17 protein-coding genes are annotated in these 19,558 nt (G+C 63.6%); 6 read left to right on the top strand and 11 right to left on the bottom strand.

The window, feature by feature from the left end; genetic code table 11:
* Nucleotides 1-206 precede the first annotated feature (206 nt).
* The gene (locus ACO6VK_RS02630) at nucleotides 207-869 is read left to right on the top strand and encodes an HAD-IA family hydrolase (RefSeq protein WP_422505357.1); all 663 of its coding nucleotides are present in this window, start codon (nucleotides 207-209) and stop codon (nucleotides 867-869) included.
* Nucleotides 870-1,043: 174 nt separating this feature from the next.
* On the top strand, nucleotides 1,044-1,712 hold the full coding sequence (locus ACO6VK_RS02625; protein WP_422505355.1) for a hypothetical protein: 669 nt from the start codon (nucleotides 1,044-1,046) through the stop codon (nucleotides 1,710-1,712).
* Nucleotides 1,713-2,084: 372 nt separating this feature from the next.
* Here the strand turns inward: ACO6VK_RS02625 and ACO6VK_RS02620 are convergent, their stop codons facing one another.
* The 5 genes from ACO6VK_RS02620 to ACO6VK_RS02600 all read right to left on the bottom strand — a co-directional run bounded on the left by ACO6VK_RS02620 (nucleotide 2,085) and on the right by ACO6VK_RS02600 (nucleotide 9,045).
* Nucleotides 2,085-3,116 carry an ankyrin repeat domain-containing protein gene (locus ACO6VK_RS02620; RefSeq protein WP_422505353.1) on the bottom strand — a complete coding sequence of 344 codons (1,032 nt, stop codon included), beginning with the start codon at nucleotides 3,114-3,116 and terminating at the stop codon, nucleotides 2,085-2,087.
* 240 nt (nucleotides 3,117-3,356) lie between these two features.
* Nucleotides 3,357-5,984 (bottom strand): AAA family ATPase, encoded by a 2,628-nt coding sequence (locus tag ACO6VK_RS02615; protein ID WP_422505351.1) that lies wholly within the window; start codon nucleotides 5,982-5,984, stop codon nucleotides 3,357-3,359.
* 96 nt (nucleotides 5,985-6,080) lie between these two features.
* Entirely contained in the window at nucleotides 6,081-6,680 is a 600-nt protein-coding gene (locus ACO6VK_RS02610) for a hypothetical protein (protein ID WP_422505349.1), read from the bottom strand.
* Nucleotides 6,681-6,995: 315 nt separating this feature from the next.
* Nucleotides 6,996-7,526, bottom strand: a complete 531-nt coding sequence (locus ACO6VK_RS02605) for a hypothetical protein (RefSeq protein ID WP_422505347.1) — start codon at nucleotides 7,524-7,526, stop codon at nucleotides 6,996-6,998.
* Nucleotides 7,527-7,557: 31 nt separating this feature from the next.
* Complete coding sequence (locus tag ACO6VK_RS02600; RefSeq protein ID WP_422505345.1) at nucleotides 7,558-9,045, bottom strand: site-specific integrase; 1,488 nt, start codon at nucleotides 9,043-9,045, stop codon at nucleotides 7,558-7,560.
* Between the two features lie 145 nt (nucleotides 9,046-9,190).
* Here ACO6VK_RS02600 and mutS point away from each other — a divergent pair, with 145 nt between their 5' ends.
* The 3 genes from mutS to katG all read left to right on the top strand — a co-directional run bounded on the left by mutS (nucleotide 9,191) and on the right by katG (nucleotide 14,971).
* Nucleotides 9,191-11,803, top strand: coding sequence for a DNA mismatch repair protein MutS (gene mutS / locus ACO6VK_RS02595; RefSeq protein WP_422505344.1), 2,613 nt, complete (start codon nucleotides 9,191-9,193; stop codon nucleotides 11,801-11,803).
* Between the two features lie 102 nt (nucleotides 11,804-11,905).
* Nucleotides 11,906-12,517 (top strand): DUF937 domain-containing protein, encoded by a 612-nt coding sequence (locus ACO6VK_RS02590; protein WP_422505342.1) that lies wholly within the window; start codon nucleotides 11,906-11,908, stop codon nucleotides 12,515-12,517.
* A 225-nt stretch (nucleotides 12,518-12,742) separates the two neighbouring features.
* A complete protein-coding gene (katG, locus tag ACO6VK_RS02585) occupies nucleotides 12,743-14,971 on the top strand; it encodes a catalase/peroxidase HPI (RefSeq protein WP_422505340.1) in 2,229 nt (742 codons plus the stop codon).
* Nucleotides 14,972-15,005: 34 nt separating this feature from the next.
* Here the strand turns inward: katG and ACO6VK_RS02580 are convergent, their stop codons facing one another.
* Nucleotides 15,006-15,410 carry an RNA-binding S4 domain-containing protein gene (locus tag ACO6VK_RS02580; protein ID WP_422505338.1) on the bottom strand — a complete coding sequence of 135 codons (405 nt, stop codon included), beginning with the start codon at nucleotides 15,408-15,410 and terminating at the stop codon, nucleotides 15,006-15,008.
* The gene (locus ACO6VK_RS02575) at nucleotides 15,403-15,630 is read right to left on the bottom strand and encodes a hypothetical protein (RefSeq protein WP_229296448.1); all 228 of its coding nucleotides are present in this window, start codon (nucleotides 15,628-15,630) and stop codon (nucleotides 15,403-15,405) included. The genes ACO6VK_RS02580 and ACO6VK_RS02575 overlap by 8 nt, the downstream gene beginning before the upstream one ends.
* Nucleotides 15,631-15,769: 139 nt before the next feature.
* Here ACO6VK_RS02575 and ACO6VK_RS02570 point away from each other — a divergent pair, with 139 nt between their 5' ends.
* Nucleotides 15,770-17,230, top strand: coding sequence for an MATE family efflux transporter (locus tag ACO6VK_RS02570; protein ID WP_422505336.1), 1,461 nt, complete (start codon nucleotides 15,770-15,772; stop codon nucleotides 17,228-17,230).
* 85 nt (nucleotides 17,231-17,315) lie between these two features.
* On the opposite strand, the gene rplS is transcribed toward ACO6VK_RS02570, so the two are convergent.
* The 4 genes from rplS to rpsP all read right to left on the bottom strand — a co-directional run bounded on the left by rplS (nucleotide 17,316) and on the right by rpsP (nucleotide 19,458).
* Nucleotides 17,316-17,723, bottom strand: coding sequence for a 50S ribosomal protein L19 (gene rplS / locus ACO6VK_RS02565; RefSeq protein WP_017356065.1), 408 nt, complete (start codon nucleotides 17,721-17,723; stop codon nucleotides 17,316-17,318).
* A gap of 155 nt (nucleotides 17,724-17,878) precedes the next feature.
* Nucleotides 17,879-18,637 (bottom strand): tRNA (guanosine(37)-N1)-methyltransferase TrmD, encoded by a 759-nt coding sequence (gene trmD / locus ACO6VK_RS02560; RefSeq protein WP_422505334.1) that lies wholly within the window; start codon nucleotides 18,635-18,637, stop codon nucleotides 17,879-17,881.
* Between the two features lie 5 nt (nucleotides 18,638-18,642).
* On the bottom strand, nucleotides 18,643-19,155 hold the full coding sequence (gene rimM, locus ACO6VK_RS02555) for a ribosome maturation factor RimM (RefSeq protein ID WP_422505332.1): 513 nt from the start codon (nucleotides 19,153-19,155) through the stop codon (nucleotides 18,643-18,645).
* Nucleotides 19,156-19,197: 42 nt separating this feature from the next.
* Nucleotides 19,198-19,458: a 30S ribosomal protein S16 gene (gene rpsP, locus ACO6VK_RS02550; RefSeq protein WP_017356068.1), complete on the bottom strand. Its 261-nt coding sequence runs from the start codon at nucleotides 19,456-19,458 to the stop codon at nucleotides 19,198-19,200.
* Nucleotides 19,459-19,558 lie beyond the last annotated feature (100 nt).

The raw sequence follows: 19,558 nt of genomic DNA, 5'->3' as shown, positions 1-19,558 counted from the left end.
TCTTTAAGGGGATCCCATCCTGTGACAGGTAACACCCTGTGCTTTTTTCCTTTCCCCCCCCCCCCCCCCCCCCCCAATACCGCAGGCCCCACGGGAACCAGCGCTTCCTTGCTTGCTCGTCACCAAAGGTCAGGCGCAGCCAGGTAAGCGCTAACCGGGAGGCCTGTCAGCACTTATCCTAACGCCCCCGATTCCTGGATCGTTTTATGCCAACCCTGCACTGCAAAGCCCTCCTCCTAGACATGGACGGAACCCTCATCGACTCGCTGGTCCTTGTCGAGCACGTCCTTGGCTTGTTCTCGACCAAGCACGGCTTGGACTATGAGGAAGTAAGGGCAAGGGCTCATGGCATGCAGACCATTGATCTTGTCAGGCACTACCTGGGCGACACCGACGCGGCGCGGCAAGAAGCCAAGATGTTGGAGCACTATGAGGAAGAACACGTCGAAGGCATCGTCGCTACGCCTGGCGCTGCTGCACTGCTCCGCTCGCTTCCACCGCATCAAGTCGCCATGGTGACCTCGGCCGGCCAAAAGCTTGCGCGAAATCGAATGAACGCAGCAGGGCTCCAACTGCCGACGACAGCGGTCTTCGCTGAGGATGCCAATCCTGGCAAGCCCAACCCGTTTTGCTATCAACTCGGCGCAAAGCGGCTCGGACTCGACGCCAAGGACTGTGTGGTCATTGAAGACGCTCGCGCTGGGATCGAGGCTGGCCTTGCCGCAGGAGCCATCGTCTTGAACGTTGGTCCGCGACATCCCGAGCAAAACGCTCGCGTCATCGACATAGCCTCGCTGAAGGACCTCACCATTGAGGTCATTGGAGATGCCGTCAACATTGGCTATGTTGAGCGCAACACCAACCCATAGTTGCTCGCATTAGGATGTGGTGCTGATCAGCGCTCCATGTTTAATTGGAAGCGACACGCTGTGAACCTCCCTACTGCTGTTTCCCTATTCCATGGAAGGATGCCAATGAAAACTACCGCGACACCTACCGCTCAGCCATCTGCCCCCACTGAGAAGCCAGGCCCCAGCGCATTGATGACGCTGGCCACCATTGCCGGCGGCCTGGTGGCATTGGCCACGCTGCTTGGATTTGTTCTTCATGGCTGCGGCCATGTGGCATACAGCACTTACCTCAATGACTGGGGCGTGCAAGAGGGCTTATTCCCGCAAACAGCGGATTGGAAGGTCGTTCGGGGCTACTACGCCATCGTGCTCCAAGGCAGCGAGCTGATCTCGGACATCCCTTGGCGTGTTGTCCTCTACGCGTTCTGTGGCATGACGCTGGCGATCTTTGTCGCAAACCTGCCCGCCGCTCAACGCACAGCGTTTCACGATTGGTTTGCAGCACGACCATTCTGGGTCCGCGAGCCGGTCAAAGCGATGGTGGGATCCGCCGCCGTGATCTATGTGGCGCTAACGATGACTTTGATCGGCACACTTCTCGCCCTCATCCCTGGGTGGCTTGGTGAACGGGCCGGGCATCATCAAGCCTTGAAAGAGCGCGAAGCGATCAAGAGTGTGGACGGCGCCAAGCTTCCTTCTGCTGAGCTCTGGCGAGATGGAAAGAAGGAGGTCAGCGGCAAGATCATCGCCTCATCTGAGGCGCTGGTTGCCATCTATGACCAAGATCTTGACTTGGTTCGCACGCTCGAACGCACTGGGTATGAGATCCGATCAGGGAAAGCGCCACTTACTGGCAAGTGAGCGCACTTGCGCCAGTTTTGCCTCAGCACTGTCTGAGAGCGAACTACCAGACCTGTGACGGCCTAAGCAATGGCTGGCAGATATATCTGGCGCCCCCAAAAGCTCTGACTTCCAACGTCACTCGTCCTCGTCGACACATGCTGGAGGGCCTAGCGGGAAGATGGCGAAACGCGGGGTAGGCAATGCCACTCGCGGTAGAGCGTCTCCCCTGCCAGCGCACGCAAAGAACAAACCCCACCCCATCGCTGACATACGCACGAGTAGCTGACCAGAAGGAGACGACCGGGATTGGCGTGGGCAGTGGACCATCGAGGCGCCAAACACCGCGCCATGGAAACCGAGCCAGCACGGGCATGTAATCATGGTGAGATCCTAGATCCGCGCAGGCCGATGCCGCTTCAATGCGGGAACGCTCGTATGATCGTCTAGGTGCTTCCGCGCTTGGGAGGCCTGACGCTCAGCGATGAGCTCAGCAAGACACGACTTTCGTTCAATTCCGTAGAGCGATCGCTCGGTCTCAATGTGATCGGCGTGGTCCAACAGTGCAATCGCAGTTTCCCGCTTGCCTCCCTCGATGGCTGCCGCTAGAGCGTGGGAACACGCCGACTGACTCACCACCCCAATCAGACGCTCAACGATGCTCGTGTGCCCAGCTCTCGCCGCCTCATAGATGGCCTTGTTGCCAAACCCGCGTGGTGCGCCGGCTTTGATGATCGCAGGGATCAGAACATTGACCGTATCCAGATGCCCGTTCGTCGCCGCTGCATCCAATCCCGTTGCATAGGTATCGCCCGCATCGGGCAGCTTGGCCTTGAGCAAGATTTTGATGAAATCCGTCGCGCCGCGCGCAGCTGCATCGGGCAGGATACTCATCGCGCAAACGATGGCCGACGAGACGGGAAGAAGGAGCTTCACGATATTGAGGTGTCCGTGGGTTGCAGCCTCCCAGAGTGCACGGTTGCCATTCGCCTTGGGATCGCTCAGCGGAATGAGAAGCGCAACGATCTCTGCATGACCCTCCCTTGCAGCGTGAACTAACGCGTTTGAGTCGCTTGCCACGGGATCAGTGAAAGGAAGAAGCGTTTCTACGGCTTCAACCGATCCACTTCGTGCTGCCCAAGATAGTGCCAACGAGTCATCGGCCCTGGGGTTAGATACCGGGATCAACTTGCGTAGGATTGACACCTGCCCCCGTGAGGCCGCAACGGCGAGCGGGAAAGCGCTTTGTGTCGGCAACAGCGACGGCAGTAGTGCATCAATGATGTCTTCGTTGTTCGCTTCAACGGCTTCTTGAACGGCCTCCCAAGCCAGCCGAGAATTGATCGGAGACGCTGCTACGATCTTCAATACACCCGCCACATCACCAGCCTTCACCGCTGCTTCTAACTTCTCCCGCTCTTTCACTGCGCTCAGCTCCTCAAAGAGGTTGAAGCTAAGGCAGATCTACGATCAGTCAAGCCGGATCCGGGCTGGTCGCCCCCTCGTTCTGTTCGTCGCCCGATGAACATCCAAAGCTCGGAATGCGGCGCGAGCGAGACTAAGGATGTGGGCGCAAGTCATGCCGGTCGTGCCAGCCAGATTAAGACACCATCTTTGACCGTGGCGCTCCTCCTAAGAGGAGCACCACAGCCTTCTACCAGCAGCTCATGCGGGGGCTGCTGCCGGTGCCCCCTTCTTTCGCGATGCCACCGTCTTCTCCGAGCGCGCATTCACCTCCTTGATGAAGGCATCGAAGTCAGCGATGTCTTCCATGAGCTCGTCCGGCTCAGGAACCGCGATCCCACCGAACTGGGCCTTGTCGTGCGCGTAGTTAGAACACTTGGCCATACCTGCTTCGATGCGCGCGTAATCAGCATCCGTCACCGTCACACCTGATAGACGCTGCGTCTCCACGCCCTTGCGGAACCGGAGAACGACGTTTCGGAGCAGCACCTCCTCCACTGCTCGCTCCCAAGCCAAGCGCAAGTTGGAGTAAGCCCTTACGGTGAGGTCGTAGTGTTTCTGCTCCTCCCCAAGCTTGTGCGCCTTCGCTGCTTCAACGTGAACGGTTTTGAGGAACCCCACACGCTTTGAACTGCTCAATCCTTCGAATGGAAGATTGGGACTTGCAACGCCGTAACCTTGAGCCTGACGAACCAAGCTTTGGGTCACGACGGGCGTGCCCGCGCGCCCGGCAGCTTCCGTCAGTAGGTTCAAAAAATAGATGTCGTGCGTAAAGATGATCACCTGCCGCTTTTCTGCCTCATCAACAAGACGCTTGGCAACGCGCTCACGACGACGGTGATCTAAAGAGCAAACCGGGTCGTCGAATATAATCGCTCCCGTTTGGCCACTCAGTGAAACCTCGGCCAGGAACGAACCAATAGCGATGGCGCGCTGCTCACCTTCACTGAGGATCTCAGAGGGTGACAATGACTGAGGCAACTCTAGACGAAGTCGGTGGAGCGTCTTTCCACGAGCGGATCGACTCTGCGAAGACACGCTCAGTGAAGAGACGCCGAGTGACTTGAACTCACGATTGAGCGCTTCACCCAGTTCCTTCGAGACCACCTGTGCGGCAACCTCGGTAGCCTTGGTGGAGATCGACCGCGTCCGGAAATTAGGCAGGCAGCCCTTCAATTTGGATTGCACTGACAATTTGTTAATGGCGCTAAGCACCGAGTCTTTGACCACCGCCAACTGCATGCGGGCCTTGAGCTCATTGAACTCGCTCTGCAAAGCATTGCGCGCCTTTTCATCCGAAGCGTCATCAAGCGCTTTGGCTGCGCTGTGCAATTGCTCAGCAAGAAGCGAAAGTGCTGCTTTCGGACTCCCCCCGGCATTGATCACCACACTCCAATCATCGGCAGTGGCAGCATCTTTGACGGATTTCTGGCGCGCAATCAACGCCTCTTCATACGCCTCCACGTCGCTGGCCAGCTGCTCGTTTTCCGCGCGAAGCTCGACCCGAATGGCCTCATCCAACCCGAGGGCGACGACCTCCTTCGTCATCGGCACAAAGACCGCACGAAAATCCTCTCGCCTGGCATCGCGCGCCTTCTCTGCCTCAGCCTCTACAAAGGCCTCGAAGCGCCGCATTCGCTCGGCGCCCGCTTGCAGTGGCTGCTGGCAAAGCAAGCAAGCGTCATCCGACGAGAGTTCATCGAAGCTCTTGTCCGGATACGCACTGACGGCAAACTTCTTTGCCGCCTCATAGAGATCTCGCCACACCTCGCCACCGGTGCCTGGCAAGAGTTTGCCGCCCTCTGTATGCAACTGAGCGGCGATCTTGGCTGCGACCTGCGCATTGCGATAGGCATCAGCTGCTTGATGGACGACCGTCACCGCCGCTTCGCTCAGGCGCCCCTCTTCGACTGCCACCTTCGCTGCAAGTGCACTAAACCGCTGCGCCCGAAGACGAACTTGTTGCGCTTTCTCTTTTGGGTTGCCTTCCTTCAGACTGGCTTCCACTTCGGCGTGCCGCGCAAGCTCTTTCTCGCTCAAGGTCGCCAAGCTTTCGATCACCTCAGGCTTGGTCTTGGCAGACAACACAGCAATTTGTTTTCCAACTTGCGTCTCACCGAGGAGAGGCGCGAAAGCTGTGGTGTCGACGTGTGCCCTGAGAAGTTCGTCCGAAACCTTGGCTTCCAGACGCTGACATAGCGTTGCGAGCGCTGCGAACACTTCTAAGCCGTAGGGCACATAGGCAAAGTCTCCCTCTTGGTCGAGATATGCCTTAGCGCAGCGCGCGTCAAAAACCGCAATGGATGAAAGCTCCTCTGGCGGTGTGACGCCCTGCTGCCAAGTAAGCTCGCTGACCACACCGTCTTGCGACACGACAAAGGTTGCCTGCGGCGTGGTGGACTTGGACGCGGCGAGGTTGGCGTCTGGATGAATGTCCTCTTGTTGATCACGAGCACGACATGCGCGCTTGAGAACTCGCGAGTAACCAGACTTCCCCGACCCGTTACTGCCGTAGATGATTGTTAAGCCAGTTGCACCCATCCCCAGGCTTTGGTGCGGCGCGATAGCATTGACGTGCTGCAAATCCTTCACGGCTTGCAGCACGATGGTGCTCCCACCCGCAGGTGGCAGTGGGACTTGTCCCGCCGCAAGCGGCTTTGCTACCCGTCCTTTCGGATCGGGAATACCGTTCTCGGATTTAAGCAGCGCCAGCAAATCCGCCTCATCTTGTTCATCGAGAGCATTTTTTGCTAGCAGCCGAGAGATGGCATCACCTTGCCAAGGTGGCAGGCTCTTAGACCATTCAAAGATCTCGTTCAATATCGTCACCACAACCCCCTGTAAGTTCCATTTACTGCGGTGCGGGCATAAGCAGTCACCCGCGATTGAAGCCAGGCACGATCACTGTCCCTGGCTGATTTTCGATCACGCGCCAAACTCCGAATGAAGAGCATCGCGCTCGCGTGCCGCTTTGATAGCAGCTCGCTCATGCTCCACAAGGTCATCAAAGACCGCCTCGTAGGCCCGACGCGCAGACATGTCCGACCACGACTCTCTCAGTGCTTCGTTGAGAGGAGCAAGGACAACCGCTTCATCACTCAGCGCACGCAGGACGTCATCGACGCTTTCGGCGTCCAAGATGTGCCCCCAAAGCTTGCCTTCATTGGTCACGATCCACGGCGCATCTAGAGTCAGGTCGTCGAAACGCTTAAACGCAACCGCGAAGCTGATCAAGCTCGAACGCCACGCATCGAGGTCTCCCTTGCGGTAGCGCGTATGGCGATTAGTGGCGTAGAGACCACTGGCATCCGGGTTCTTCGCCCGGGCCGGTCCCACGCCTGCATCGATTGCGCGCTTCAAGGTCTTGGTGCTTCTGCCCACATAGATTGCCGCTTCGACAGCATTGAAGTCGGCGTCTTCGGGACGTTCTTCCAGACGGCGTCGCACTTCCGCGAGCTGATCAGCGGTCAGGCGTTTCCGCGCAACCTGGGTCAATCGAAAGGGGATGTCACTGCTTTCATTCATCGGAGCCTCTACTCCTGCCAAGCATTCACTTGACAGGTGCGCGCTTTGCCTTAGACAAGGAAGACTTCAATTTCCCAACTACCTATGAATATCGAAGAATTTTGGAACAGTGCATACATCGCCGCACTCACTCGCTTGCCAGCAAGAGACGCCCGCCGCGAGGCGGACCTTGCCACTGAACTCTGTATTGAGCATTGGCGCTCGCATCGGCGTCATATGGAGCCTTGCTATGTGACGATGTGGAAGGACCAGGATGTCACTTGGGCTCTGCCCAATCGGACGCCAGGCCAACCACCGCCTGACAATCTCTGACCGCTAGCTCCCGTTATACCCGGTCGTTCTATCCCTCGCAGCGCCTGCGAGCTCTTTCCGATCTTGGGCGCTGGCTTCGGCCTCGGCTACGGCCCTTGCCGGATCAGAGTAAACCCCTACAACCACCGCGCCGAAGCGGGGCAATACGACGAAGCGAGTTTTGGGTTCAACCCAGACCCCTCGATCAAGGAAACTCACACGCCTAACGATGAAGCTCCCGTCGATCGATTCCGAGTAATGGGTCGTTACCTCGACCTGCTTTTCGTCGTTGTTGCCGAAGGATTTCGCATATTCATCCCAAGCGTCAACCGTGGCGGCGTCAGCGTCGGCGGCGCGGAAGTTCTTGTCGGCGAGTAGCTCTTCAAGCCCTTCCTGCGTTTCACACTTAAGGCGGTCGCCAGCCCAATCACTGATCAATTGAAAGGCATAGTCATCAGCTTGCCCCGCGGCGCCTGCCGATGTGACTTGGAGGGCGGAATATTCTACGTCGGCATCCGGCTCTTCGAGCCTTACGATCACAATCTTGCTTCCCATTCGTTCCTCCTTGACTGGTTGAGTTGGGCACTTAGGTCAAAATGGCGAGGAGCATGGGATCCGAGCCCAACATCACCTTCTCGATGCGCGTCATCTCTTCCAGCAACCGCGCATCGTCCACCTTTGTATAACGGCCCGTGACGTCCCGACTGTTGCGATGATTGAGTAGCCGCTTCACCACCGCATACGAAGCCACTTCTTCGGCCACTGTAGCAAAGGTTCGGCGCAGGTCGTGGGTCCGAAGCGCTTCGATCTCGCCGGCCTTTTTCAGGCTCTGCAAGATTGCCTTGCTATCCAAGTAGTGGCCCTGAACCGCCCTGCTGCTCCGTGCGGGGAAGACCCAAGGGGACTGGCTCTTCCGAGACGTCTCCTCGCGCAGGGTCAAAATCCGCTTTGCGCCTGGCGCAAGCGGGAGCGTGTGGGTAGAGCCGTTTTTGGTATTGGCAAACGACACCCACCCGGCCTCCAAATCCACCCAAGAGCTGATCGAAAGATCTCGCTTATCGATCCGATGGCGCCATTTCAACGGGGCTGCCTCACCCCGCCTGGTGCCCCAGAGAAGCGTCAAAAGCAGGTAGTCGCACGCCGTGCGGTAGTTGTCGACCTTTCGCCGCTCCCAAAGCGCCGCCAAGAAGCGACCCAGTGAACCGTCGCGAAGCTGCATCGGGTTACGGGCTTGGCTTGCTTCATAGTCCGCCTCCAACTGCTCGCGCGTTCGGTAGCGGCCTTCTTGGTGAAGCACCGTAAACGGATTGATCTGCAACGAAGGCGACCGGCCCGCGTTGGCGGCAATGCGCTTTTCCCGATCCATGCAGTAGCCCACCGCGCGACTGGCCCAACGGAAAGTCAGTTCTGCGGTGGTGACGGTCGGCTTATCAAACGCCGTGGTTGTGGCATTCGCCCGCTTGGTCCCCTCGGCCAGATGGCGCTTGCCCTTGGCGATTTCGTCAAACGCATCCAGGATCCGCTGTTCGTTGACCAAGTCACCGATAGGCAGACCCAATAGATCCACCTCAGCCCGGCCAAGCCGCTTCTCGGCGTATTCCAGCCCCCGGAGGCTGCTGTCCTTGGCAGGCCTTGCACGCTCAATCAAATGACGGCGATAGAGCGCAAAGCACGCCTCAACCGTCATCAGGCTTACCCGGATCTCGTCCTTGTCGATTTGCCTGGCCTGGGCGGGCGTCTTCCCACTGGCTTGCATGGAAGCCAGAGCAACCTTGGCGTCTTCACGGGCCTTGGCAAGGGTGATGTCCCGGCAATTCCCCAGTGTCGCTTTGAGCACACGGGCACCAATGCGCCGCTGCAAGATGTAGCTCATCCCGGTTTTGTTCACCGCCACCCCAAAGCCAACCGGCGCGTCTCGGTGGCTATCGAACACCACATAGCGCTTCTGATCCGTATTCGGGGCAAACTTGACGATCTTGCCCTCGGCGTTGACCTCCGGCACGCGCGTGAAGGACAGCTGCTCTTTGACCATGGTCGCCGTAAGCGCCAGACGTCGAGAGGCCTTGTTTTCCATCGTGTAGCTCCGGGTGGACCCTGTTTCGCTGGACGTTATCCTAGGGCGCTACTTTGGCGCTACAGGTGACTGTCCAAAGACGGGAATAGATGTCCCTACTCGTCCACAGTCGTCGCCACACAGATTACTTAAAGCATTGATTGATATGTCAAAAATCGAGAAGCAGCAGAAATCCGGAAGCGCGCCAGAGCATACCCCGCTCATGAAGCAGTTCTTCGCCGCCAAGTCCGACTACCCGGACCTGCTGCTGTTCTTCCGCATGGGCGACTTCTACGAGCTGTTCTACGACGACGCGCGCAAGGCGGCGCGGCTGCTGGACATCACCCTGACCCAGCGCGGCAGCTCCGGCGGCGCGCCGATCCCGATGGCCGGCGTGCCCGTGCACGCCTACGAGGGGTATCTGGCGCGGCTGGTGGCCCTGGGCGAATCGGTGGCGATCTGCGAGCAGATCGGCGACCCGGCGCTGGCCAAGGGTCTGGTCGAGCGCAAGGTGGTGCGCATCGTCACCCCCGGCACCGTTACCGACGAAGCACTGCTGGACGAACGCCGCGACACCCTGCTGATGGCGCTGTCGCGCGGCAAGCACGGCTACGGCCTGGCCTGGGCCGACCTGGCCGGCGGCCGCTTCCTGGTCAACGAGGTCGATTCCGACGACGCCCTGGAAGCCGAACTGGCCCGGCTGGAACCGGCCGAACTGCTGGTGCCCGACGAAGAGAACTGGCCGGACTTCCTGCGCCACCGCACCGGCATCCGCCGCCGCGCGCCGTGGCTGTTCGATGCCGACAGCGGCCGCCGCCAGCTGCTGGCCTTCTTCAAGCTGCACGACCTGACCGGCTTCGGCATCGACGACAAACCGCGCGCCACGGCCGCGGCCGGCGCGTTGCTGGGCTATGTCGAGGAAACCCAGAAGCAGCGTCTGCCGCACCTGACCGCGATCGCCACCGAAACGGCGAGCGAAGCGATCGCCATGAACGCGGCCACGCGCCGCCACCTGGAGCTGGACACGCGCGTCGATGGCGACACCCGCCACACCCTGCTGGGCGTGCTCGACACCACGGTCACGCCGATGGGCGGGCGCCTGCTGCGGCGCTGGCTGCACCGCCCGCTGCGGCTGCGCGAGGTGCTGGTGCAGCGCCACGATGCGGTGGCCACGCTGATCGATCGCGGTGCCGACGGCGACGTCCGCGACGCGTTCCGGGCGCTGGGCGATCTCGAACGCATCCTCACCCGCGTGGCCCTGCGCTCGGCGCGTCCGCGCGACTTCTCCACCCTGCGCGATGGTCTGGGCCTGCTGCCCGAGGTGCGTGCGGTGCTGGCGCCGCTGGATTCGCCGCGTCTGGTCGCGCTGCACGACGCGCTGGGGTCGCACGACGAGTGCGCGCACCTGCTGGCGTCGGCGATCGCGCCGACGCCGCCGCTCAAGCTCAGCGATGGCGGCGTCATCGCCGAAGGCTTCGATGCCGAGCTGGACGAACTGCGCCGCCTGTCCACCCATGCCGACCAGTTCCTGATCGACCTGGAACAGCGCGAGCGCGCCAGCAGCGGCATCGCCACGCTCAAGGTCGGCTACAACCGCGTGCATGGCTACTACATCGAAATCAGCAAGGGACAGAGCGACAAGGCGCCGGTGCACTACACCCGCCGCCAGACCCTGACCAATGCCGAGCGCTACATCACCGAAGAACTGAAGTCCTTCGAAGACAAGGTGCTGTCCGCACGCGAACGGTCGCTGTCGCGCGAGAAACTGCTCTACGAACAGCTGCTCGACACCCTCGCGGGCCAGCTGGAACCGCTCAAGCAGTGCGCGGCCGCGCTCAGCGAGCTGGACGTGCTGGCCGGCTTCGCCGAGCGCGCGCAGGCGCTGGACTGGTCGCGGCCCGAACTGGAAACCACCGCCTGCCTGCGCATCGAGCGCGGCCGCCACCCGGTGGTCGAAGCGGTGCGCGAGCAGCCGTTCGAGCCCAACGACCTGGACCTGCACCCGGACCGCCGCATGCTGGTGATCACCGGCCCGAACATGGGCGGTAAATCCACCTACATGCGCCAGAACGCGCTGATCGTGCTGCTGGCCCACATCGGCAGCTTCGTGCCGGCCAGCCGTGCGGTGATCGGCCCGATCGACCGCATCCTCACCCGCATCGGCGCCGGCGACGACCTCGCCCGCGGCCAGTCGACCTTCATGGTCGAAATGGCCGAAACCAGCTACATCCTCCATCACGCCAGCGCGCACTCGCTGGTGCTGATGGACGAGATCGGCCGTGGCACCTCGACCTACGACGGCCTGGCGCTGGCCGATGCCGTGGCACGCCACCTGGCTTACCAGAACCGCTGCTACACCCTGTTCGCCACCCATTACTTCGAGCTGACGGCGCTGGCCGACGAGCAGCACGAAGGCGGCGCCAGCGGCATCGCCAACGTGCATCTGGACGCAGTCGAACATGGCGATGCGCTGGTCTTCATGCACGCGGTGAAGGACGGCCCGGCCAACCGCAGCTTCGGCCTGCAGGTGGCAGCGCTGGCCGGCCTGCCGAAGTCGACCGTGGCGCAGGCACGGCGGCGCCTGGCCGAGCTGGAGCAGCGCGGCGGCGACAGCCAGGCCGCCACGGTGGCGCCCCAGGCGCTGGATGCCCCGCAGCAGTTCGGGCTGTTCAACGCGCCCAACACCGCCGCACAGGATGCGCTGGCCGCCATCGACCCGGACGAGCTGACCCCCAAGCAGGCACTGGAAGCGCTGTACCGCCTGAAGGCGTTGATCTGAGGCCACCCACGCGCGCCGCGGCATCGATGTGACGCCTTCGCATTCCCGTCGTGGAGGCGGCGTTATGCTCGGGCGGTTCCCAACCCTGCTCCGGAGTCCGCCGTGAACAACGAATCGCTTGCCGCTTCCCTCTTCCAGCAGCTGCAGCAGGGCCAAGGCCTGCAGCAGGTCTCCCAGCAGCTGGGCATCGACCCCAACCAGGCCAGCGGCGCGATCGGGGCGGCACTGCCGCTGCTGATGGGTGCGATGGGCCGCAACGCCCAGCAACCGCAGGGCGCCGAAGCCCTGCTCGGCGCCCTGCAGCGCGACCATGCCGGTGCCAGTGGCGGCGGCGGTTTCGATCTGGGCGGGCTGCTCGGCAGTGTGCTCGGCGGTGGCGGCGGCAGTGCCACCGATGGCGCGGGCATCCTCGGCCACGTCTTCGGTGGCAACAGCGACCGGGCCGCCCAGGGCCTGAGCCAGGCCACCGGCCTGGACAGCAGCAAGACCAGCCAGCTCCTCGCCATCCTTGCGCCGATCGTGATGTCCTACCTGGCCCAGCGCTTCGCCAACGGCGGCAACCCGGCCCAGCTCAGCCAGGCACTCGGTCAGGAGGCCCAGGCGGCCAGCAGCGGCGGTCTGCTGACCTCGGTGCTCGACCAGGACGGCGACGGCCAGCTGGGCATCGGCGACCTGCTCAAGCTGGGCGGCGGCCTGCTCGGCGGCAAGCGCTGAGCGCTGCACCCGCTCACATAGACCACAACTATCGCTTTGGTTGATTCATTCGAATTCACCGAATGAACGGGCGTGTTTACCGTGTCTGCATGCCGTCTCGGCCGGCCCCGGCATCCACCGGGGCCTTGGCGGCCACGCGGCGCCTGCGGGACCGCGCGCCCACCGACATCGCCCTCCGCACATCGACGGGGGGCTTCCCATTCGCTGGTACACAGGTAGATGCCCATGAAAAGCGAAGCAAAGTGCCCCTTCAACCACGCCCTCGTCGGCGATGCCACCACCAACCGCGACTGGTGGCCCAAGCAGTTGCGCGTGGACCTGCTCAACCAGCATTCCAACCGCTCCCAGCCGCTCGATGACGGGTTCGAGTACGCCAAGGCGTTCGCACAGCTCGACTACGCCGCGCTCAAGGCCGACCTCACCGCGCTGATGACCGATTCGCAGGACTGGTGGCCGGCCGACTTCGGCCACTACGGCGGGCTGTTCGTCCGCATGGCCTGGCACAGCGCCGGCACCTACCGCATCGGCGACGGGCGCGGCGGCGGCGGGCGCGGGCAGCAGCGGTTCGCCCCGCTCAACAGCTGGCCCGACAACGTCAGCCTGGACAAGGCGCGGCGCCTGCTGTGGCCGATCAAGCAGAAGTACGGCCAGGCAATCTCCTGGGCCGACCTGCTGATCCTCACCGGCAACGTCGCACTCGAATCGATGGGCTTCAAGACCCTGGGCTTCGCCGGCGGACGCCCGGATACCTGGGAACCGGACCAGGATGTGTACTGGGGTCGCGAGACCACCTGGCTCGGCGGCGACGTGCGGTATGCGCACGGTTCCGAGGGCGTGGTGGAAGACCACGGCGTACTGGTGTCCGATGACGACGCCGATGGCGACATCCACTCGCGCACGCTGGAAAACCCGCTGGCCGCCGTGCAGATGGGCCTGATCTACGTCAATCCGGAGGGCCCGGACGGCAACCCCGACCCGCTCAAGGCCGCCTTCGACATCCGCGACACCTTCGGCCGCATGGCGATGGACGACGAGGAAACCGTCGCGCTGATCGCCGGTGGCCACAGCTTCGGCAAGACCCACGGCGCCGGCCCGGCCGACAACGTGGACGTGGAACCGGAAGCCGCCGGCCTGGAACACCAAGGCCTGGGCTGGCACAACACGTTCCGCAGCGGCAAGGGCGGCGACACCATCACCAGTGGCCTGGAAGTGACCTGGACGCGCACCCCTGCGCAGTGGAGCCATGACTTCTTCGAGCTGCTGTTCAAGCACGAGTGGGAGCTGACCAAGAGCCCGGCCGGCGCGCACCAATGGGTGGCCAAGGACAGCGAGGCGGTCATTCCCGATGCGCACGATCCGTCGAAGCAGCATCGCCCGAGCATGCTCACCACCGACCTGTCGCTGCGCGTGGACCCGGCCTACGAGAAGATCTCGCGCCGCTTCCTCGCCGACCCGCAGGCCTTTGCCGATGCATTCGCACGCGCCTGGTTCAAGCTCACCCATCGCGACATGGGCCCGCGCTCGCGCTACCTGGGCCCGGAAGTGCCGGCCGAGGAATTCATCTGGCAGGACCCGGTGCCGGCAGCCACGCAGCCGCACATCGATGCCGCCGACATTGCCGCGCTGAAGCAGCAGATCGCCGCCAGCGGCTTGAGCGTGGCCGAGCTGGTCGCCACCGCCTGGGCCTCGGCCTCCACCTTCCGCGGCTCGGACAAGCGCGGCGGTGCCAACGGTGCACGCATCCGGCTGGCCCCGCAGAAGGACTGGGCTGCCAACCAGCCGCAGCAGCTGGCCAAGGTGCTGGCCGCGCTGGAGACGATCCAGACCGGCTTCAATGGCAATGGCGGGGGCAGGCAGGTATCGCTGGCCGACCTGATCGTGCTGGCCGGCAACGTCGGCGTGGAGCAGGCGGCCAAGGCCGGCGGTCACGACGTCAGCGTGCCCTTCCATGCCGGGCGTACCGATGCCAGCCAGGAACAGACCGACGTTGAATCGTTCGCGGTGCTCGAACCGTACGCCGACGGCTTCCGCAACTACCTCAAGGGCCGCTACAGCGTGCCGGCCGAGGTGCTGCTGATCGACAAGGCGCAGCTGCTCACCCTGACCGCCCCGGAGATGACCGTGCTGGTCGGCGGCCTGCGCGTGCTGGGCGCCAACACCGACGGCAATACGCAGGGCGTGCTGACCGATCGCCCCGGTACGTTGAGCAACGACTTCTTCGTCAACCTGCTGGACATGCGCACGCAGTGGAAGGCCAGCGGCAACGGCTACGAAAGCAGCGGCGCCACGCGCTGGACCGGCAGCCGCGCCGATCTGGTGTTCGGGTCCAACTCGGTGCTGCGCGCCCTCGCCGAGGTCTATGCCAGCGCCGATGGCGAGAAGAAGTTCGTGCAGGACTTCGTCGCCGCGTGGGTCCGCGTGATGGAACTGGACCGCTACGACCTGCACCGGTGATGGAATGCGGTGGGTGCCGACCGTTGGTCGGCACTCAGATCGCGTCGATATCCCCCAACGCCCGGATCAGCCGGCGTGCACGCTTGTCCGGCTTGTGTTCCGGCGGCAGATAGCCGTTCTTCGCCGCGGCGCGCTGCGCACGCAGTTCCGCCCGGCGCGCGCGTGAGGCCTCGCTTTCCTCGTACAGCTGCTGCGCCACCGGCGCCGGCCCACGCAGATCGCTCAGGCCGCGTACCTGCACTTCATAGGTTTCATCGCCGCGGCTGATCTGCAGCTGCTCGCCCACGCGCACCGCGCGCGAGGACTTCGGGCGTTGTCCGGCGACGTCGACCTTGCCGGTCTCCACCGCCTGCTTGGCCAGGCTGCGGGTCTTGAAGAAGCGCGCCGCCCACAACCAGACATCCAGCCGCACGGCGGCCACGGGTGTTGCGTCAGTCATTCTGCTTGCCCAGCTCCACGGCGTTGGCCGGTCGTCGATTCAGCGGTTGCGGTGCGTCCGGGTTGCCGCGGCAACCGGTGCCACCGATCAGTACCGGTACTCCGGCATCCAGATCGCGGCGCTGGCTGCCGACCTGGCATTCCGGTCGGTCCATCGGCCGTACCTGGGCATCGCCCAGGCGGTCCGTACTCGAACATGCGGCCAACGCGCCGGCAATCAAGAGCCAGGTGCAGGCGCGCGCGCCTGCGGGCACGGTGGCAAGGGCCCGAAGGCGCAGGTGGGACAGGTGCGGCATGGCGATATCCCGCTGACGGGCTTGGTGCTAGTGTGCCGCTCCCAGAGCCTGATCTCCAGAGCACATGGCCAAAGCGCCGCTTGACCTGACCACCGGCCCGATCGGGCGCAACCTGTTCCTGTTCGCGCTGCCGATCCTGGCCGGCAACATCGCCCAGTCACTGAACGGCTCGGTGAATGCGATCTGGGTCGGGCGCTTCCTTGGCGAGGCGGCGTTGACCGCCACCGCCAACGCCAACAGCATCATGTTCTTCCTGATCGGCTCGGTGTTCGGCATCGGCATGGCCGCCACCATCCTGATCGGCCAGGCGATGGGTGCGCGCGATCTGCCGCAGGCGCGCCGGGTGATGGGCACCAGCGCCACCTTCTTCATCGGGCTCTCGGTGGTGATCGCCATCGCCGGCTGGTGGTTGTCCCACCCCCTGCTCGCCGCGATGGGCACGCCCGCCGCCTCGCTGCCGCTGGCCGAGGCCTACCTGCGCATCATCTTCCTGGCCATGCCCACGCTGTACGCGTTCGCCTTCCTCAGTTCGGCGCTGCGCGGCGTCGGCGACTCGCGCACGCCGTTCCGCTTCCTGCTGCTGTCGGTGGTGCTGGACATCGGCTTCAACCCGCTGCTGATCTTCGGCATCGGCCCGTTCCCGGAACTGGGCATCGCCGGTGCCGCCTGGGCCACGCTGATCGCCCAGTCCGCCGCGCTGCTGGGCCTGCTGCTGTACATGCGCAACAAGCGCCACGTGCTGTGGCTGGGCCGCAAGGACATGGCGCTGTTCAAGATCGATACGCAGATCCTGCGCGCGCTGGTGGTCAAGGGCATCCCGATGGGCCTGCAGATGGTGCTCATTTCGCTGTCGATGATCGTCACGGTGAGCATCGTCAACGGCTACGGAACCGATACCGCCGCCGCGTACGGCGCCTCGCTGCAGTTGTGGACCTACGTGCAGATGCCGGCGATGGCGATCGGCGCGGCCTGTTCGTCGATGGCCGCGCAGAACGTGGGCGCCGGCAACTGGAGCCGCGTGCGCGGCACCGCACGCAGCGGCGTGCTCTACAACTTCCTGCTCACCGGCGCGCTGATCCTGCCGCTGATCCTGCTCGACCGCTACACGCTGGCGCTGTTCCTGCCCGATGGCAGCCAGGCGCTGGACGTGGCGCGGCACCTGAACCACATCGCGGTCTGGTCGTTCCTGTTCTTCGGCGTGAACTTCGTGATCTCCGGCGTGGTGCGCTCCACCGGTGCGGTGATTCCGCCCCTGCTGATCCTGGCGGTGTCGCTGTGGGGCATCCGCGTGCCGTTCGCCGAGGGCATGCAGCCGTATCTGGGGGCCGACGCGGTGTGGTGGAGTTTCCCGGTCAGCTCGTTCTTCGCGATGCTGCTGTCGCTGGGCTATTACCGCTGGGGCGGCTGGCGCAAGGCGCGCATGCTGCCCACCCATCGCGAGGAGCTGGCCGCCCCGGCCGAAGTCCCGGCGATGCCGCCGTCGCCGGTGGCCGATCCGGACCCTGCCGCACCCGCCCGCCCCTAGCCGGATCGCCAAACGCAAACGGCCACCCGAAGGTGGCCGTCTGTTGGGCAGGTACCGACCCGAAGGCCGGTACACCACACCGGAATTACTGGGCGGCTTTCGCAGCCAGGCGGGCAGCCTTGGCCTGCGCAGCGGCAGCCAGATCTTCCTTGATGCGGGCAGCCTTGCCTTCCAGGCCACGCAGGTAGTACAGCTTGCCGGCGCGGACCTTACCACGACGCTTCACTTCGACCGAGTCGATGATGGCGCTGTGGGTCTGGAAGACGCGCTCGACGCCGTAGCCGTGCGAGATCTTGCGGACGGTGAAGGCCGAGTTCAGGCCGGCGTTCTTGGTGCCGATCACGACGCCTTCGTAAGCCTGCACGCGCTCACGGTTGCCTTCCTTCACCTTCACGTTGACGACGACGGTGTCACCCTGGCTGAACTTCGGCAGCTCACGGGTAATCTGGGCGGATTCGAAATCCGAAAGAATGGTCTTGTTCAGCTTGCTCATGGGTGCACCGATAGTGTTCGGGTGATCGTGTCGTTCGACAACGTGGGCTCATGCAGTCACCGGACTGTGCTGCACGTTTTTTGTAGGGATTCCGCCAGCCAGCCCGAAAAGGGCCGATGGCAATCCCGCATTCTAATCCAGGAACCGCCGCCACGCTAGGGGGCGGGGTCTCCGGTGTGGGCCTGCCGAGCCTGCTCAAGCAGGAGCCGGTCGGCCTTGGACAACTGGCTTTCGTCCAGCAGATCCGGGCGACGCAACCAGGTCCGCAGCAGCGACTGCTGGCGGCGCCAGCGGGCGATGGCGGCATGGTTGCCCGAGCGCAGCACATCGGGGACGGGGCCCCATTCATGCTGTGCCGGATGACTGTAGTGCGGGCAGTCCAGCAGCCCCTGCGGGCCTTCGAAACTGTCCTGGGCCGCCGATTCGGCATCGCCGAGGGCGCCCTCCTGCAAGCGGGTGACGGCATCCACGATGACTGCCGCGCCCAGCTCGCCGCCGGACAGCACGTAGTCGCCGATCGAGATTTCCTCGGTGACTTCGGCCGCCAGGAAACGCTCGTCCACGCCTTCATAGCGTCCGCACAGCAGGATCATGCGCGGCAGCGCCGCCAGTTCCCGGACCTTGGCCTGGGTCAACGGCTGGCCCTGCGGGCTCAGGTAGATCACCGGCGCCGGCGCCGGGTCGGCCGCCTTGGCCGCGGCCAGGCAGGCGCGCAGCGGCTCGATCAGCATGACCATGCCGGGACCACCCCCGAATGGACGGTCGTCCACCCGGCGGTAATTGCCTTCGGCGTAGTCACGCGGATTCCAGCCATGCAGGTCGAGCAGGCCGCGCTCGGCAGCACGGCCGACCACGCCCAGCGCGGCCGACTGCGCCATGAACTCGGGGAACAACGTGATGACGTCGATACGCACCGGCGTCAGAACTCCGGATCCCAGTCGACGATGACCAGATTGGCCTCGAAGTCCACCGACACCACAAACTCCGGCTGCACGAACGGAATCATCCGCTCACGGTCGCCCTGCACCACCACCACGTCGTTGGAGCCGGTCGAGAACAGGTGCGAGACCCGGCCCAGTTCGACGCCGTCGACGGTACGCACCTGCAGCCCTTCCAGATCGACCCAGTAATACTCGTCGGCCTTCGGGGGCGGCAGCGCGCTGCGCGGCACATAGACTTCGGTCCCGTACATCGACTCGACCACATCGCGATCGGTGATATCGGGGAACACCGCGACCAGATGCTTGCCGGACTGACGTCCGCGCGCCCCGGTCAGGGTGCGTTCCTGGCCGGCGGGCGACCGCAGGATCCAGGGTTGATAGTTGAAGATGGCGGTACGCGGCTCGGTCCAGGACTCGAGCTTGATCTCGCCTCGCACACCAAAAGCGCCGACAATCCTGCCCAGCAGGATGCGGCGCTCGGTATCTTTCATCTGAATAGACCGATGGGCCGCGGCAGGCGCGGCCCTTCAGGATCAGGCCGCGGAGGCCTGGGCCTTGGTCGCTTCCTTGTACAGGTTGCGGACCTTGTCGGTCATCTGGGCGCCGTTGGCAACCCACTTGTCGACCAGCGGCAGGTCCAGCACGATGCGGGATTCCGCACCCTGGGCCACCGGGTTGTAGTAGCCGACGCGCTCGATGTTGCGGCCATCACGGGCGCTGCGCGAGTCGGTCACGATGATGTGGTAGAAGGGACGCTTCTTGGCGCCGCCGCGGGTCAGTCGAATCTTGACCATGTGTTGTTTCCTCAATTGCCCAGTCGCCAGGATGGCGCGGTAAGCCGGCGATTATAGCGGCGCGCCCGGGCCATTCCAAGCCTGCCCCGGCCGGAAAAGC

The organism is Stenotrophomonas sp. GZD-301 (assembly GCF_049310345.1).
GTDB lineage: Bacteria > Pseudomonadota > Gammaproteobacteria > Xanthomonadales > Xanthomonadaceae > Stenotrophomonas.
This window is presented reverse-complemented; position numbering and strand designations above follow the sequence as displayed.

Bases quoted from the DNA above. Each gene is read 5' to 3' on its own strand.
- ACO6VK_RS02630 (WP_422505357.1), top strand. From the start codon at position 207: ATGCCAACCCTGCACTGCAAAGCCCTCCTCCTAGACATGGACGGAACC.
- ACO6VK_RS02625 (WP_422505355.1), top strand. From the start codon at position 1,044: ATGACGCTGGCCACCATTGCCGGCGGCCTGGTGGCATTGGCCACGCTG.
- ACO6VK_RS02610 (WP_422505349.1), bottom strand. From the start codon at position 6,680: ATGAATGAAAGCAGTGACATCCCCTTTCGATTGACCCAGGTTGCGCGG.
- ACO6VK_RS02605 (WP_422505347.1), bottom strand. From the start codon at position 7,526: ATGGGAAGCAAGATTGTGATCGTAAGGCTCGAAGAGCCGGATGCCGAC.
- ACO6VK_RS02600 (WP_422505345.1), bottom strand. From the start codon at position 9,045: ATGGAAAACAAGGCCTCTCGACGTCTGGCGCTTACGGCGACCATGGTC.
- mutS (WP_422505344.1), top strand. From the start codon at position 9,191: ATGTCAAAAATCGAGAAGCAGCAGAAATCCGGAAGCGCGCCAGAGCAT.
- katG (WP_422505340.1), top strand. From the start codon at position 12,743: ATGAAAAGCGAAGCAAAGTGCCCCTTCAACCACGCCCTCGTCGGCGAT.
- ACO6VK_RS02580 (WP_422505338.1), bottom strand. From the start codon at position 15,410: ATGACTGACGCAACACCCGTGGCCGCCGTGCGGCTGGATGTCTGGTTG.
- ACO6VK_RS02570 (WP_422505336.1), top strand. From the start codon at position 15,770: ATGGCCAAAGCGCCGCTTGACCTGACCACCGGCCCGATCGGGCGCAAC.
- rplS (WP_017356065.1), bottom strand. From the start codon at position 17,723: ATGAGCAAGCTGAACAAGACCATTCTTTCGGATTTCGAATCCGCCCAG.
- rimM (WP_422505332.1), bottom strand. From the start codon at position 19,155: ATGAAAGATACCGAGCGCCGCATCCTGCTGGGCAGGATTGTCGGCGCT.
- rpsP (WP_017356068.1), bottom strand. From the start codon at position 19,458: ATGGTCAAGATTCGACTGACCCGCGGCGGCGCCAAGAAGCGTCCCTTC.